The organism is Gracilimonas mengyeensis (assembly GCF_900182705.1).
Taxonomy (GTDB): Bacteria; Bacteroidota; Rhodothermia; order Balneolales; family Balneolaceae; genus Gracilimonas; species Gracilimonas mengyeensis.
Genome location: NZ_FXTP01000001.1, coordinates 355,323 through 369,872, shown reverse-complemented (window position 1 = coordinate 369,872; position 14,550 = coordinate 355,323). Strand labels below are relative to the sequence as shown.

General features: G+C 41.9%; 16 protein-coding genes. 5 read left to right on the top strand and 11 right to left on the bottom strand.

Annotated features, from left to right (window positions below):
- Window positions 1-24: 24 nt before the first annotated feature.
- Genes FN815_RS01490 through FN815_RS01480 form a run of 3 tightly spaced genes read right to left on the bottom strand, consistent with a single transcriptional unit; the run spans window position 25 to window position 2,343 of the window.
- A complete protein-coding gene (locus tag FN815_RS01490) occupies window positions 25-969 on the bottom strand; it encodes a succinylglutamate desuccinylase/aspartoacylase family protein (protein ID WP_142452820.1) in 945 nt (314 codons plus the stop codon).
- Entirely contained in the window at window positions 962-1,885 is a 924-nt protein-coding gene (gene rimK, locus FN815_RS01485) for a 30S ribosomal protein S6--L-glutamate ligase (RefSeq protein WP_142452819.1), read from the bottom strand. Before rimK ends, FN815_RS01490 begins: the two co-directional genes overlap by 8 nt.
- Window positions 1,886-1,893: 8 nt before the next feature.
- On the bottom strand, window positions 1,894-2,343 hold the full coding sequence (locus FN815_RS01480; protein WP_142452818.1) for an ATP-dependent zinc protease family protein: 450 nt from the start codon (window positions 2,341-2,343) through the stop codon (window positions 1,894-1,896).
- 121 nt (window positions 2,344-2,464) lie between these two features.
- On the opposite strand from FN815_RS01480, the gene FN815_RS01475 reads away from it, so the two are divergent.
- Genes FN815_RS01475 through FN815_RS01465 form a run of 3 tightly spaced genes read left to right on the top strand, consistent with a single transcriptional unit; the run spans window position 2,465 to window position 4,977 of the window.
- Window positions 2,465-3,310, top strand: a complete 846-nt coding sequence (locus FN815_RS01475) for a 5'-nucleotidase, lipoprotein e(P4) family (protein ID WP_142452817.1) — start codon at window positions 2,465-2,467, stop codon at window positions 3,308-3,310.
- Window positions 3,311-3,318: 8 nt separating this feature from the next.
- Window positions 3,319-3,861: a hypothetical protein gene (locus FN815_RS01470; protein ID WP_142452816.1), complete on the top strand. Its 543-nt coding sequence runs from the start codon at window positions 3,319-3,321 to the stop codon at window positions 3,859-3,861.
- A 54-nt stretch (window positions 3,862-3,915) separates the two neighbouring features.
- Window positions 3,916-4,977 carry an alanine racemase gene (locus tag FN815_RS01465; RefSeq protein WP_142452815.1) on the top strand — a complete coding sequence of 354 codons (1,062 nt, stop codon included), beginning with the start codon at window positions 3,916-3,918 and terminating at the stop codon, window positions 4,975-4,977.
- A gap of 103 nt (window positions 4,978-5,080) precedes the next feature.
- Here FN815_RS01465 and FN815_RS01460 read toward each other — a convergent pair whose 3' ends face one another.
- The 3 genes from FN815_RS01460 to FN815_RS01450 form a co-directional block, all read right to left on the bottom strand.
- Window positions 5,081-6,721 (bottom strand): glycoside hydrolase family 43 protein, encoded by a 1,641-nt coding sequence (locus FN815_RS01460; protein ID WP_142452814.1) that lies wholly within the window; start codon window positions 6,719-6,721, stop codon window positions 5,081-5,083.
- A gap of 197 nt (window positions 6,722-6,918) precedes the next feature.
- Window positions 6,919-7,950 (bottom strand): sodium:calcium antiporter, encoded by a 1,032-nt coding sequence (locus FN815_RS01455; protein ID WP_142452813.1) that lies wholly within the window; start codon window positions 7,948-7,950, stop codon window positions 6,919-6,921.
- A 42-nt stretch (window positions 7,951-7,992) separates the two neighbouring features.
- Window positions 7,993-9,267 (bottom strand): APC family permease, encoded by a 1,275-nt coding sequence (locus FN815_RS01450; protein WP_246075098.1) that lies wholly within the window; start codon window positions 9,265-9,267, stop codon window positions 7,993-7,995.
- Between the two features lie 313 nt (window positions 9,268-9,580).
- Here FN815_RS01450 and FN815_RS01445 point away from each other — a divergent pair, with 313 nt between their 5' ends.
- On the top strand, window positions 9,581-10,978 hold the full coding sequence (locus FN815_RS01445) for a PAS domain-containing protein (RefSeq protein WP_142452811.1): 1,398 nt from the start codon (window positions 9,581-9,583) through the stop codon (window positions 10,976-10,978).
- 340 nt (window positions 10,979-11,318) lie between these two features.
- Here FN815_RS01445 and FN815_RS01440 read toward each other — a convergent pair whose 3' ends face one another.
- The 5 genes from FN815_RS01440 to FN815_RS01420 form a co-directional block, all read right to left on the bottom strand.
- Window positions 11,319-11,786: a DUF4112 domain-containing protein gene (locus FN815_RS01440; RefSeq protein ID WP_185957131.1), complete on the bottom strand. Its 468-nt coding sequence runs from the start codon at window positions 11,784-11,786 to the stop codon at window positions 11,319-11,321.
- A 92-nt stretch (window positions 11,787-11,878) separates the two neighbouring features.
- Window positions 11,879-12,127, bottom strand: a complete 249-nt coding sequence (locus FN815_RS01435; protein ID WP_142452809.1) for a DUF4235 domain-containing protein — start codon at window positions 12,125-12,127, stop codon at window positions 11,879-11,881.
- A gap of 151 nt (window positions 12,128-12,278) precedes the next feature.
- The gene (locus FN815_RS01430; protein ID WP_142452808.1) at window positions 12,279-13,016 is read right to left on the bottom strand and encodes a Dph6-related ATP pyrophosphatase; all 738 of its coding nucleotides are present in this window, start codon (window positions 13,014-13,016) and stop codon (window positions 12,279-12,281) included.
- Between the two features lie 268 nt (window positions 13,017-13,284).
- Complete coding sequence (locus tag FN815_RS01425; RefSeq protein WP_142452807.1) at window positions 13,285-13,617, bottom strand: type II toxin-antitoxin system RelE/ParE family toxin; 333 nt, start codon at window positions 13,615-13,617, stop codon at window positions 13,285-13,287.
- A complete protein-coding gene (locus tag FN815_RS01420; protein WP_142452806.1) occupies window positions 13,607-13,855 on the bottom strand; it encodes a hypothetical protein in 249 nt (82 codons plus the stop codon). The genes FN815_RS01425 and FN815_RS01420 overlap by 11 nt, the downstream gene beginning before the upstream one ends.
- A gap of 427 nt (window positions 13,856-14,282) precedes the next feature.
- Between FN815_RS01420 and FN815_RS01415 the strand changes: the two genes are divergently transcribed.
- On the top strand, window positions 14,283-14,477 hold the full coding sequence (locus FN815_RS01415; RefSeq protein ID WP_142452805.1) for a hypothetical protein: 195 nt from the start codon (window positions 14,283-14,285) through the stop codon (window positions 14,475-14,477).
- Window positions 14,478-14,550 lie beyond the last annotated feature (73 nt).

Sequence of the window (14,550 nt, the reverse complement as noted above, 5' to 3'; positions counted from 1 at the left end):
TGTATTTACTTAAGTTAATTTGTGTTATTTATTGAATGCAAAATGAATGAGGGCATCGCCCTTATTTACTACGGGGCAATTATTTATGCCGATAATCATACCATCCTTAGGTGCGGTAATCCTGGAATTTAAATCACCGTAAGGATCTTTGATTGACCCCAAAACCTGACGTTTATTAAATTCTTCTCCCAGTTTACATTTGGTAATGAACAAGCCTGCATTTTTAGTACGAATCCAGGTTGAACTATTAAACACCTTGGTAGTTTTTGCGGTAGCTCCTTCATCTAACATGCCTAAAGAATGCATTAAACGTTTGGTGCCTTTGATTCCTTCTTCGATCCCATATTCATCATACCTGAGCGACTCACCTGTTTCGTATACCAGTATTTCTTTGCCTTTTTTATGTACCGCGCTTCTAAATGATTTAGAAATGAGCCCGGAATGTAGCATTACGGGAGCTTGAAAAGCCTCTGCAAGTTCTTTGGCCTTTTCAGATTCAAAAGAGCAACGAATTTGCGGATAGTTGGCACGGTCGGCGCCCCCGGTATGGAAATCAATACCAAAATCTATTTCCGGGATAATCTCGTTCATCAAGGTATATGCCAGCAAACTGGCCAGTGAGCCACTCTTGCTGCCGGGAAAACTCCGGTTGATATCTTTACCATCCGGTAATCCCCTTACGTTTTGAATAAATCCGTAGATATTCACAATGGGAATAGCAATGACAGATCCCTTTTGGGGTATCACTGTTTCTCGCTCAATCAAGCGGCGAACAATTTCAACGCCGTTGACTTCATCTCCGTGTAACCCACCCGTAAGTAACAAAACCGGACCATCTTCATGGGCACGATATACCAAAACCGGCAAGTCGATGCTGGTGTAGGTTGGCAGGCGGGCTATGTTCAGGTTCACCGTGCGCTGCTCACCCAAGCCAATTTTCTGCTTGTTTATAGTGATAAACTCAGGCATGCTTCTTTGCTTTCTTTCGGCGAGCTGGATTCTTACGGCGCTCTTCAACACCCTTTTCGATAAAAGCGATAATCTTATCTCCAATATCTTTCTTGGTGGTCTTTTCAATGCCCTCAAGTCCGGGCGAAGAATTTACTTCCAGGATCAACGGTCCACGGTCTGATTGCAGCATATCTACACCGGCAATCTGTAAATCCATGGCTTGTGCAGCAGTCAACGCAGCCTGCTTTTCTTTTGGTGATAATTTTATGAGCTCGCTGGTACCTCCCTGATGAAGATTAGAACGGAATTCGCCCTCTTTACCCTGTCGCTTCATGGCTCCCACTACTTTACCATCTACTACAAATGCGCGGATGTCGGCTCCCTTGGATTCCGGGATAAACTCCTGTACGATAACACGCGTTTTCATAGCATGAAAAGCTTCAATAATGGATTCAGCAGCTTTCTTTGTAGGCCCCAGCACCACACCATGTCCCTGAGTGCCTTCTAAAAGCTTCACAATTAAAGGGGCGCCGCCTACCGATTCAATGAGCTTTTTTACCTCCTTAGAGTAGTTGGTAAACACGGTTTTAGGTAGCCCCACACCGGAGCTGGCCAATAACTGCAAGCTGCGCAGTTTATCTCTGGATCGAACCAAAGCCTGTGAATGCACGGCACTGAATACATCCATCATTTCAAACTGACGTACCACAGCAGCTCCATAAAAAGTTACAGATGCGCCAATACGCGGAATGATGGCATCAAGGTAATCAATACGCTTGCTTTTATAATAAATTTTAGGATTGTCTTGCTCTATAACGATGTCACATTTCAGGTGGTCAATAACTTCTACATCATGCCCTCGTTTTTCTGCTGCCTCAACAAGCCGTTGGGTTGAATAGAGATTGGTGTTTCTGGAAAGAATTCCAATTTTCATTTTTAAGACTACCTCGTCTTTTTGCTAAGTGATAGATTTGTCTGAGTAACATCAACCAGGAAATGCCGTTTTGTTAAAAATTTTCTCCCCAATAAAAGCGGATATTTCATAGCAGAACGGTCGGCCAAAGACAACTCAATTGAATAATTTCGTTCAAACATACGGATGCTGGTTTTTACAAAGTACCGTAACTGACTTACCCCGTTTGAACTTTTTACTTTTCGCTGGTCTGACAATGGCATTTCCAGCATTTGATCGTTGTATGCCTCATGATCAGGATCCAGCAGGTAAAAGCGGACCCATTTCTGGCCTTCTTTTTCAAAAGGTTCAATGTGATGACAGTGTAAACTTGAGGTGTAGGCCCCGGTATCCACCTTAGCTTCCAGTTCCTGGAAATCCCACTCCGGCAGATCAACCAATTCAGACCGACCTATTACTTTTGGTTTTGTTGAACTCATATACGGGTAAAAATACAGGTTTTAATCCGGGAATAACATCTTCTTATTATAAAATTTCTTTAGCTGTGGTTGTGATTTCCTATCTTTACGTTCAAAGTTTAATTCAGCAAGCAATTTTATAATGAGATATCCTACTTTTTTATGTGCATTACTTCTAATCGCAGCCTCAGCCTGCAGTTCAAGCAAAGAATTACAAGCCCCTGATAATCCCACTACACAAGCTACTTTATGGGTTCAAAATGCTGCTGAATATGAAGCTTTAGCCTATCAGGCGTACGGAAGTGCCTCTCGTGTGCTTCCCCTAACAATAGAGGATTCTTTTTGGACCGCTTCCATCAACCAATCGGAGAACGATGACGAAATTGCCAGCCTCCCTCCTGCAGTTATTCTGGACATTGACGAAACCGTGCTTGATAACTCCCCGTTTCAGGCGCGCATGATCAAGCAGGATAAGTCTTTTAACAGTGAGGACTGGAATGCCTGGTGCAATGAGGCCAAAGCTGAAGGTGTGCCGGGAGCGGCCCAATTCACTCAATATGCCGCAGAACAGGGAGTTACCATCTTTTATATAAGCAATCGTGATTACGAAGTAGAAGATGCGACCCGCCGAAATCTTATTAAAGAAGGCTTTCCCGTCTCTGACACGCTGGATAACATCATGCTAAATGGAGAAGAACCGGGATGGAATTCCTCAAAAATTCAGCGACGCCGTATTATAGAAGAAAATTACCGGGTAGTCATGTTGTTTGGAGATGATCTGAATGATTTTTTACCGGCCAAAGATATCACCCAAAAAAAAAGGGATGAACTGGTTAGCGAATACACGCAGTATTTCGGTCGCCGCTGGTTTGTGCTGCCCAATCCTGTTTATGGCTCCTGGGAACAAGCGTTATTTGATTTTGAAGATGATTTAAGCGAGCAAGAACGCATTAGAATTCTCCGTAAACGATTAAATACCAAAAAGTAATTAGTGCCATGTTTTCCAGGATACTCGCCATCTTATTTATTTTTTTAGGAGTGAGTACCCATACCTATGCACAAGTTACTTTTGAGGAACCCGAAGAAATTGTACCTCCACGAGAACCTCCCATTTCAAGCATTTATGCCGAGCTATTTGGGAATGCGTATTACTTTTCTCTGAATTACGATTATATCGGAAAGAACAATTTTGGTATAAGGGTAGGTATAACCCCCATTTTTTTAGCTGATCAGAATTACGATGAATCTTCATTAACCTACAGTGATGAACATTCTCAAAGTTTCCAGGTTTTACTCATGCCAAGTTACTTTATTGGCCATGAAACACACCGGCTGGAATTGGGGGCCGGTTTCATATTTGGGTTTTCTGATAATGATTTTGATCTGCGCTTGCCTGCTTATCCTTCTTTTACTGGAACTATCGGCTACCGGCTTTTACCCAATTCTGAAGACATTACTGTTAAGGTAGCTTTTACACCCATTTTTTCCGGCGACGACTTTTTCCCTCGTGTTGGAATCTCAGTTGGGTACATTTTTTAAACTGCCCAATCATAAATAAATTAGACACCAGATTTTCTAACCTCATAAAAAGCTATGCACCCGTTTCCAACCTTGATTGTTGACCTCGACATTGTTCGTACTAATATTGAACGAATGACTGCCAAAGCAGAGAAGGCTGATGTCGAATTCAGGCCCCATTTTAAGACGCATCAATCAAGAAAAATTGGAAGGATGTTCAAAGACTATGGGGTAAAAGCCATTACCGTTTCTTCACCAATTATGGCTGAGTATTTTGTGGAAGACGGATGGAATGACATTACTATTGCATTCCCTGCCAATGTGTTAGCCTCATCATATTATCATCGATTGGCCTCCCGGTGTAATTTAAAAACCCTGGTTATTTCCTCAGAAATTGTGAAAAAGCTGGACAAACTGATTACGGAAAAAATGGGGCTTTATATTGAGATTGATCCTGATTACGGGCGTAGTGGTATCCCTGTATCACAAACAGAAAAAATTGCAGAAGTCCTTAACGAAATCGAAGAATCGGATCATTTCTATCCGGCCGGATTTTACTGCCATGCCGGCCATACCTATAAAACCCGCTCTGAAGAAGAAATTAAGGAGCTCTCCCTCAAAGCATTAAAAAAGCTAACAGCTCTTAAGAAAAAATGGCCAGATCTTCCGCTCTGCTTTGGGGATACTCCCTCCTGCAGTGTGTTGGATGAATTCGTTCCGGCCGATCAGATTAGTCCGGGTAACTTTGTGTTCTACGATTGGATGCAGGTTCAAATAGGCTCATGCACGCCCAATGAGATTGCTGTGTATATGGAATGTCCTGTGGTAGAGAAATTTGAAGACCGAAAACAGGTGCTGGTTCATGGCGGAGCTGTTCATTTCTCCAAAGAAAGCATTCAGGTAAATGATTATCTAAGCTATGGCGAACCACGCTTAAAACATCTTTCCAAAGCTACCTACATGAAAAGCTTGTCACAAGAGCATGGTATCGTTCAATGTAGCAAAGAGGTTTTTGAGCAAATCAAGGTGGGGGAATCACTACAAGTTTTTCCTATCCATTCCTGCCTTACAGCCGATTTAATGGGACAGTATCATACCACCAACGGTAAGGTACTGGATCATCTAAGTGGCACTTAAAGGTAAGCGAGCATCATTTATATCATACAAAAGAAAACCCCGGAAATTAATCCGGGGTTCGGCACTTTAGTTCATTCAATAGCTGGGATGCCCTATTCAGGTATTATCCAACATAGTAGTAGTCTTTGGCCTTTGTAGGTGTTTTGTCCATTTCTTTTCGGTTTTTGTACTCGAAATAATCGAAGTCGGCCGGTTTTTTACGTCCGGAAAGATCCTGGCAACACATGCCTACGAATGCTCCGGTAAAGTGTCCATCGCCGCCCGGTTTTTCAAATTCATCGGATAAAGTACTGGCATCCAGAATTTGCCCGGTAAAGATCCAGTTTTCGCCATCTTCTGAATAGAAGAAACGGAGCTTGTCATAATCCACTTTTGCACGCAGATACACGGGACCTTCATCGCTAATGCTAATGCGTTCCTGGTTTAATGGCTCACCGTATTCTCCACCAATAAAGCTGTGCAGATCGATACAACGGCCCAGGTCTTCATGCCAGGTTACATGCAAGTAATACAGGTTTCGGTTGTCGTACATGCAAATGAGACCCGCCATTTGCTGGAAAGTATCGGGATTAAATTCGAGTTGGGTTTCTGCCGTATAGAAAAAGGACTGCTGACGGCGAACTACCAATGATTGTGCATGATGAGAATTCAGCGACTCCCCTCCTTTCAAGCGCAGGTAACCGGGGCGCTCAGTAAGTGATAGCAAGCCTCTTTCTTCAATATCAACCCGCAGAAACTGATAGTTTACATCCAGCACCTCTGAGTCAAAATCATCTCGAGCGGGGACTTCTTCCCACGGATGCTCAGGTAAATCCGGCCCTTCAACTACTAAGTTTGGCTCGTTGGTTCCATCGGTAAGGCGCAACCAGCCATCTTCGGTCCATTCTACTTTCTGGATGGCCGTTTCTCGTCCCATTGGGCATCGGCCGCGAGTTGGCATGCGCCGTCCGGCCAAGTGAGCCAGGTACCATTCTCCGTTTTGCGTTTCAACCAATGACGCGTGCCCAGCACGTTGCAGCTCCAGCTCAGGGTTATTAAAAGACGTTAGCATGGGATTATTCGGATCGGTCTCGTAAGGCCCCGTAATCTCTTTGGACCGGGCCATGGTAACGGCGTGGCGAAGTACGGTGCCGCCCTCAGCCGTCATCAGGTAGTAATAACCATCTTTTTTATACAGGTGAGGAGCTTCTACTAATTTAATATCGGTGCCTTCGTAAATATTGGTAATCGGACCTACCAGTTTGCCCTCTTCTTCTGAGAATTCCTGCAACAAAATTCCCCCAAAAGGGTGCTTCTCCTGCCGGTGGTCCCAAACCATATTCACCAGCCATTTTTTACCGTCATCATCATGGAAAATCGACGGATCAAAGCCAGAAGAATTCAAATAAATTGGCTCCGACCATTCGCCGGTAATTTCATCCGCAGTTACCAGGTAATTATGGGCATCTTTGTATGGGCCGCGGAAGGTTTTTACGTCGGTGAAGATCAGGTAGAACTTGCCGTCATGATACGACAGACACGGCGCCCAAACTCCACAAGAATTAGGGTTTCCTGCCATATTAAGCTGGGAAGTCCTATTCAAAGGATGAGCAATCAGTTTCCAGTTTTTGAGATCTTTGGAATGATGGATTTGAACGCCTGGAAACCACTCAAAAGTGGAGGTGGCGATATAGTAGTCATCCCCTACCCGCAGGATAGAAGGATCGGGATTAAAACCGGGAAGAATAGGATTGGTGATTTTCATGAATCAGGTATTTTAGGCTGACAATTAACGTGAATTACTTTATAGCTGAAATATCAATATATAATGAAGTTTTTTCCACTTAATTATGAAATATTTGCGCAAGTATTGAGAAAATTTGCGCAAATTATTCTTAAGCTGATTTAGCACACAAAATAGTATGATAATTTCGGGTTAGCAGCTGTTTTGAATTGAGATTATCAGGCGGGAAATGATGGAATCGTATCAATCACTCCAAAATTCTCAAGTGCCATCCAGCTCAAAAAGAGTGCATACACCACTAAAAGTGTAACTGATTCTCTGCGGCCAAGAATCATGCGAGTGCGCATAAAACTGAAAAGTAATAACGTAGCGAAGGTAAGAGCGCCCATAAGCGGAGCTGCTACGGTGAAGTTGATCACGGTAGTCCCAGCAATAATCACCCCCAGCGGAATACAAACCAATAAGTCGAATATGTTGCTACCCAACACATTGGCTAAGGAGGTTATTCCGTCTCCCTTGCGGGCTTTTTTAACACTGACAAACATATCAGGGATGCTTGTACCGGCAGCAACTACCGATATCCCCCACAGAAAAGAAGGAGTTCCTAACAGATCTCCAAAATTAATGGCTGCCTGAACCAACATCTCTACCCCGATTAGTATAACCACCAAACTTGCCAGTAACAGTCCCCATTGTTTTAGTGGCTTGATATTAGATGCTTCCACCTTGGGTGTATAATCCATGGTGTCCTGGTACTGAATAAATATGTAGAAGAGATATAGTACGAGTGGAATCAGTGCCAATACACGATCCATCTCTCCTAAGATGGTTCCATCATCAGAACTCACCGGATTAAAGATTGCAGCAAAAGAAAAGGTTATGATCAACACAGCAACTGAGATGATATAGAACTGTGCTTCTTTATAAACCAAGTCACGGTTTGACTCCAAATGATCCTTAGTGGCCAATCCCGCCACGGCCGATATCACCAGAATATTGAATATGGCCGAACCGACTATAGCGGCTACTCCCAATTCAAATTCTCCGTGCAGCAGACTGGATAGTATCACTGTAGACAGTTCAGGAAAGCTGGAGCCAATAGCAACTACTACAGCCCCTTGCACAATATCGGGTAATTCATAATATACGGATAGCTTCTCGCTGGATTTCTCGAGCCAGTCACTGCCTTTCCACAGAATAAGAGTAGCCACTATTGCAATAGCTGACCAAAACAACAGAGATAATATCATATGTTAAGCTCTTAGTATTCTATTAAATTTATTCAAATGGCTTTAGTTTCTACTGCCAAGCCAATACAAGCCCGTTCCACCGGCAATAAATAAAGCGGTCATCCAAATGGAAGTAAAGCTTACCTGGAACATCAGCCATATGCATGCCAGTATTCCTAAAACAGGCACCAGGTATCCTCCTTTTAGAACAAAACTCTTTTCCTGTTCCCTGAATTTTGGTCGTAATACGGGTACAGCTGCACAAGTGATGATATAAAGGAATAAACGAGATAAAACCGTCATGGCAGCTAACGCAGTGAAGGAACCTAAAGCCGCTCCAATAAACGCAAATATCCCAAAGAAAAGAATAGAATTAGCCGGAGTCTGAAACCTGGAATGAACCTCCCCAAACCATTTGGGCAGCATTTTATCGATGGAGAGTGCGTAGGTAAGCCGGGGCGTAGCAAATATATTTCCCACCAGGTTGCCAGTTACAGATGTAACTACTCCAATCATAAGGATTATGGCACCCGCAGGACCGAATAACCGTCCGGATGCATCAAGTAAGGGTGATTCTGAACTGCCTAAATCAGGTACCGCGGCTTGTGCAACCATTTGTATCAGCATATATAAAATCACAATGGAACCCAATCCAAATAATAAAGCAAGGGGCATATCCCGTTCCGGGCGTTTGGCTTCACCTGCGGGAACTACGGCACCTTCGAAGCCAACAAAGGCATAAATAAGCAACAAAGTAGCAGCTCCTAAATCACTCATTGGTGGAACCCCGCGCTCAAAAGCAGGAAGGACTTGCTCTCCCAAAAATATCAACCCGCCAAAAACCAAAAACAGCAGTACGGAAAATTTCACTATGGTAAATATTGCCAAAGAACGAATGGATTCTACGGAACCTAACACATTGATGAGGGTGAGTCCGCCGATAATTAAAGCCAGGGTAATCAGTCGTCCGGTCCCCTCTCCTGCAGGAGCAAAGAAGTAAGCAATGCTATCGGTAAGCAGAACTGAATTTGCCGAAAAAGAAATGATACGTGCAATATAAAAAAGCCATCCGCTTTGAAAACCGATGAACCGGCCAAATGCTTCTGTACCATACCGAACAGGTCCTCCGGTACCTCTAAAATAACTGCCTAATTCTGCAAAACTCAGTATTACGGGTAAGATCAGAAGAGCGCAGACAAGATAAATCCAGACACTGTACTCACCGGCCAGCGCATAGGCGCCACTGGGCAGCCCAAAGATGCCTGCCCCTATCAACCCATTTACAACTAACAGCCATAAGCCCCATAAACCAAGATTACGTGGTAATTTTTCTTGCATACCGGCCAAACTGTTCCTCATAGATTGTTTATAGTAGATTTTAACCTATGGAGATTAAGAAAGTAATTGAAACAGCCCAAATGGCACAGCATAGTTTTACGGTTTTTATGGGTATAACATGCTCAAAACAGAGGCCTTCAAAAATAATTACTTAAATATCTGATGTATTATTATGAAAATATTACCAGCTCTAATTTCATGTTTTTATGAAGTTGCGAAAACATAAATCCTTATGGTATACATAGTTTAAATTTTGCTTGATAGTCCCGATAAAATCATTACAAACTGATACTAAAACTTATTGTTAAGGGATATGGAGTTAACAAAAATACAACCAAAGATAAAAGATTTACCAGAGGTCACCCCTATTAACCAGGAGAGCAGGTTTAACTTTGATGAGCTGTTTTTTTCGGTTACGGACAAGAAATCAAATATTTTATTTGCCAACGATGTATTCGTCCGAATCAGTAAATACAAGGAAGAAGAGATTCTCGGTCAACTACATAAGGTTATTCGTCACCCGGATATGCCAAGATCAGTGTTTAAGATTTTTTGGGATCACCTTAAGGCAAACAAACCGGTGGCTGCTTATGTGAAAAATATGGCCAAAGATGGTTCCTATTATTGGGTAATGGCGCTTGCCTTCCCTTGTGATGCAGGATACCTGTCTATACGGCTGAAACCCAGCTGCCAGATTTTTGACAAGGTTAGAAAAATTTATGCAGAAACCTTGAAGTTAGAGAAACAACGAGAAATAGGCGGTGACAAAAAGAAAGCCATGCAAGCCGGAGAAGAACACCTTCTATCTCTGCTAAAAGAAGAAGGTTTTGCCTGTTACGATGATTTTATGTGGAATGCGCTGCAAGGAGAAATGAAAAGTCGCGAGGACCAAATCTCAAAGAATCATTATGACAACTACGAGCATGCCACGGAAGAGTTTAAAACACTGGCCGAGCTGGATGGCTATCTCTCCAATCTGGTTTGTTCTCTGGTAAGCCTGAAAAGTGTTTATGAGTCTATTTCCGGACACTCTGGCTATATTCTTGCTCTTGCAAAAAGTATAGTACGGCTTTCTTTAAATGCGCAGGTCAATTCCAGTAAGCTAACAGATACCGACCAATCGCTTTCTGTGATTGCAGAAAAAATGGGTGAACAATCTATTTTAGGGGAAAGTAATTTGGTGGATCTAAAGAATATTATCGAAAAATTTAGTGATATCACCGGTACCCTGAACTTTGATATTGTCTCTGCCAAATTGCAGGTAGAGATGACCCTTGAGTTTATTCGAGAACTTAAAGACAACTCCAACAAATACGATAACGCCGAATTGAAACCTGAGGAAGCAAAAAAAATACTCTATAGTGCGTTTGAACCTCGACTTAAGACCATTTGTGATGGTTTGATCAAGATTCCGGAATACATGCAAGGACTGCTGACGGGTGTAAAGGTTATTGAGCGTTTCCTTATGACGCTCCGTTTTATCCATATAACCGGTAAGGTTGAAGTTTCTCGCATGGCCAGTAATTCAGCTTTTGCTACTACTTTTCAATCATTATTGGAGGAAATCAATACGGCTGAAGGACATTTAAATGAACTGTCCGATAGTATTGTATCTCACAAACATGTAGTAGAAAAATTCCGTGAGCGACACAGTGATTTAACCCAAATTTTAAAAAACCTGAACATTTCCTTAAAACAAGAGCAGCATTAATTAATCAGAAACAGCAATATCGGAAGGACTTACTTAACCTGAGTTCGAAATAACATTTTAACTTTATGGTGAACAAAGACAAGAAAACTAAACTATCTTGCACTGAAATTGCAGGGGTTTTACCCCTCAGCTGAGACCAATAAAGCTTTGCCCAATGGATGAATGACATGACTATTCTTCAAAGCTTAGGCTGCATAATCTTTTACCATCGGTTTTTTTGTAAAAGAGGTTCGCTTTCACCGGGCTGAAGACCGGAGCAATTTATTTCTCATCTCGAACTCACATTAAATAACAAGTTTTTTATCACCATATCACAATATCCTGCAAACATATAAAAGGTTTATCCAAATAAGGTTTCCCAAACCTCAGAAATAATCCATGCGGTAAGAGCGATAATTCCAATCAAGATGGCAACCAGTACAGCAAAAAGCAGCCACATCAACAGACTGCTTTGCTTTTCCAGCTTTTCGGGATTCTGTTCCAGCTTCTCCAGTAGTTTGGCATTTCGGATATTTGCTTTCCATCCAACATCAAACAGATCACCTAAAACGGGAATAACGCCGATAGCCAGATCAGCCAATACATTTACAAACATCCGGATAAGCACACCACTCTGGGCTCCCAACCGGGTGGCGAAATACATGAAGTAAACGGAGAGCGCTGCTCCGGCCAAGTCTCCATATCCGGTAATAAGACCGATCAATGGATCAATCCCGAATCGTATTTCAGTTCCTGGAATGGTAAACCGACTGTCGAGCAGTTCGGCATATTTTCGTGATTTTGAGTGGTAGCGGGTCTTTTCAGCCAAAATAATTCAAACTTATTTGGGTTTGGGTTTGGGTTTGGGTTGATAGTAACTAAAGTAGTAAAAGCTGGAATAGGAATTCTTTAGAACACTTCCTACTCCTTCTCTTCAAGTTTTAGGGTGAGATATCGTTTGGCTGCCAGTTTACTGGAACTTACGGCCGTACCTGTTATCACGGTCCACAATAACACTTTTTTCCAGTCTATTTCTTTAGAAGGATTGGTAGAGGGCGGCTCTTCCCCGAATATCTTTTCCCAATTTTTAGTGGCAAACTGCTTCATGGCAAACCCCGCCAGTAGCGAGGCTCCCGTAATAATGATCTTCTTTCCAGTATCGTCTTTCATAGTATTCGTGGTGATGATTGATGCTCTTGTTTCTACTCTCTTAAAGTCACAACAGCCTGTTTTGTTTCAGGATTGAAGGGGAGCATGCTGAATATCAGGCTTAATACATAGAGCAAAGAAAACTATAGGATAGTACTCGAATACTTTGAATTTATTTTTCAGGCACCAAATCACAAAACCAAAAACCAATTTTATCCGGATCGGTTTCATTGGAGAGCTCGCACTCGTCTTTTTCGGAAGATGGAGCCTCGTATTCCCGATAGACCTTCTCTCCTATTTCAAAAGGTATGGGGCGATCAAACATGGGGCCATCATAGACAAAGGTATGGAATTCCCCGTTTTCCCCGCAGGGGTCCACTGCTTCAGGTAAATCATCAACAAAAGCCTCATCAATCACTCTTCCCACAAACTCTTTTCCCAAAAGCTCGGCTTTCACACAGATGGTGATGGCCTTAAAATCAAGATCCAGGAATTCTTGCATGAGCTCTTCGGTATCTCTTTTCCAGATTGGAAAAACGGCTTCAAAACCTAATTTTTGGGATTGTTGCTCGCGATATTGCCGAAGGTCTTCCAGGAAGATATCCCCGAAAATTGAGTGCGTGAATCCATCGCTTTTTAAAGCTTGCATCACTTCTCCCATGCTTTCATTATAAGCTTTCATAGATGGCTCAGCCGGCAAATCTACCATTTCCAAAGGAATGCCAATACTTTGCGCCTGTTGTTGAATGAGTGCACGGCGAACCCGGTGCATGGAAAGCCGGTCGGTAGACTGGTTTAGCGTGCTAAGCAGCTGCTCAATGGCATAATCCCCGTTTCTTAGGGCGTGATAGAGTGCAATAGAGCTATCCTTACCACCACTCCAGTTGAATACAGATTTTTGGGGATTCATGTAGATGCCTTTTGGTTAATTAAGTGAAGATACAGTGAGCTGCGGAAGATTGAAGGTTAAATAGCTAATATTTGAAGACGAAGTGAAGGGCTTGTGAAACTAGTGGAGCATCTGTTTTGAACCATGATTTTAAGGATTGATAGGATTAACATGAATAGAGAAAATCCTGATTATCCTGGAAATCTTGAAAATCATGGTTCAGAGGCAAAATATACTTAAGCATTCCAATGGATTACTTAAGGCAGAGCTACTAACAGGTAAAGGGACGTTATCTGGACTCTCTTTTCAATTTTCCAGGATCCTGGCTGGCGTGAAATACATCGGTTATAATAATTCTTGAGCGCTTTTGATCAAATTCATAAATGATCTTGTAGTTGAATTCTACCAGGTATCGGCTGTTTTGCCCGATTTCTTTTAACAATGGTTCTTCCTGACCAGATTCTGGAAAATCAATAAGCTGATCTACCCTCTCAAATAACATGTTGATCAATTGGTCAGCTGGCTCAACGGCTTTCTCCTGATATTGGATGAAATCATGGATTTCATCCAGGCACCGGAGGGCAAATGGTGTCCATTGTATGGAGACGGGCTTACTGGTCATTCTTTCTTACAAAATATTGCTTAGCCTCCTCCTGACTAATCAATGCATCCTCTTCTATTCCTTGTCTGGAGATTTCATTCCTTTTATAGAACGTCTCTTTACTCATCGGATTTTTGGAATGCTCATAATTCTTAGCCGTTCCGGAAGCCAAAATATGCTTAATGGCCTTTACCAAATGTATATCATCCACTTTATCCAATTCTGCCTTTATGAAATCTTTTTCTGTCTGTAAATCCATAATGCTTCCGATGATTTTAAGATGCTTTTTTACTCTACGACTATAGTAACAATTTTGGCTATTAATTTCTTTTCCATGCTAACCCAGACTATGTGCCTTTAAATACTAATTTAAGAATGGATGGGATTTAAAGGATTAGAACAAAATCCTGAGTACCAACTAATCCTTTAAATCATGGTTCAAAGGCAGGGATATGCTTTAGCCTACCAAATACATTAATTGAGGCAGAGCCTCATAAAAGCATTCCGCAGCAGAGCTACGGAACAAGTCTAAAATTGAAATGCTACCAAAAATTGATAATGTATGAATATCATACACTACTTTCAGTTAAAGTATTATAATTACAATAATTAGCCCATTAAATCGTATTAAAAATCCCGGATATATATCTGCTTCATCATAAATCACTAACTAAAAATTCTGAATTATGTCAAAATCTACACGCGAAATCGCTCAAAAAGCAAGAGAAGATGTCACTGATGGTAAATATGATTTACCTCATAAAGGAGCCTTAGGTTTAAAAGGAACCGCCATTGGTGGGACTCATTCAAGTAAAGAAAAAGAAGATCGTAACACTTATAGACAAGCCTATAAGCGTGAGAAAAAAAGACAAGGTAAATAGTCTTTATATTTTTAATTTTAATAAAAGGCTCCCACCCGGGAGCCTTTTCCATTTCAACAAATAACCATTAACC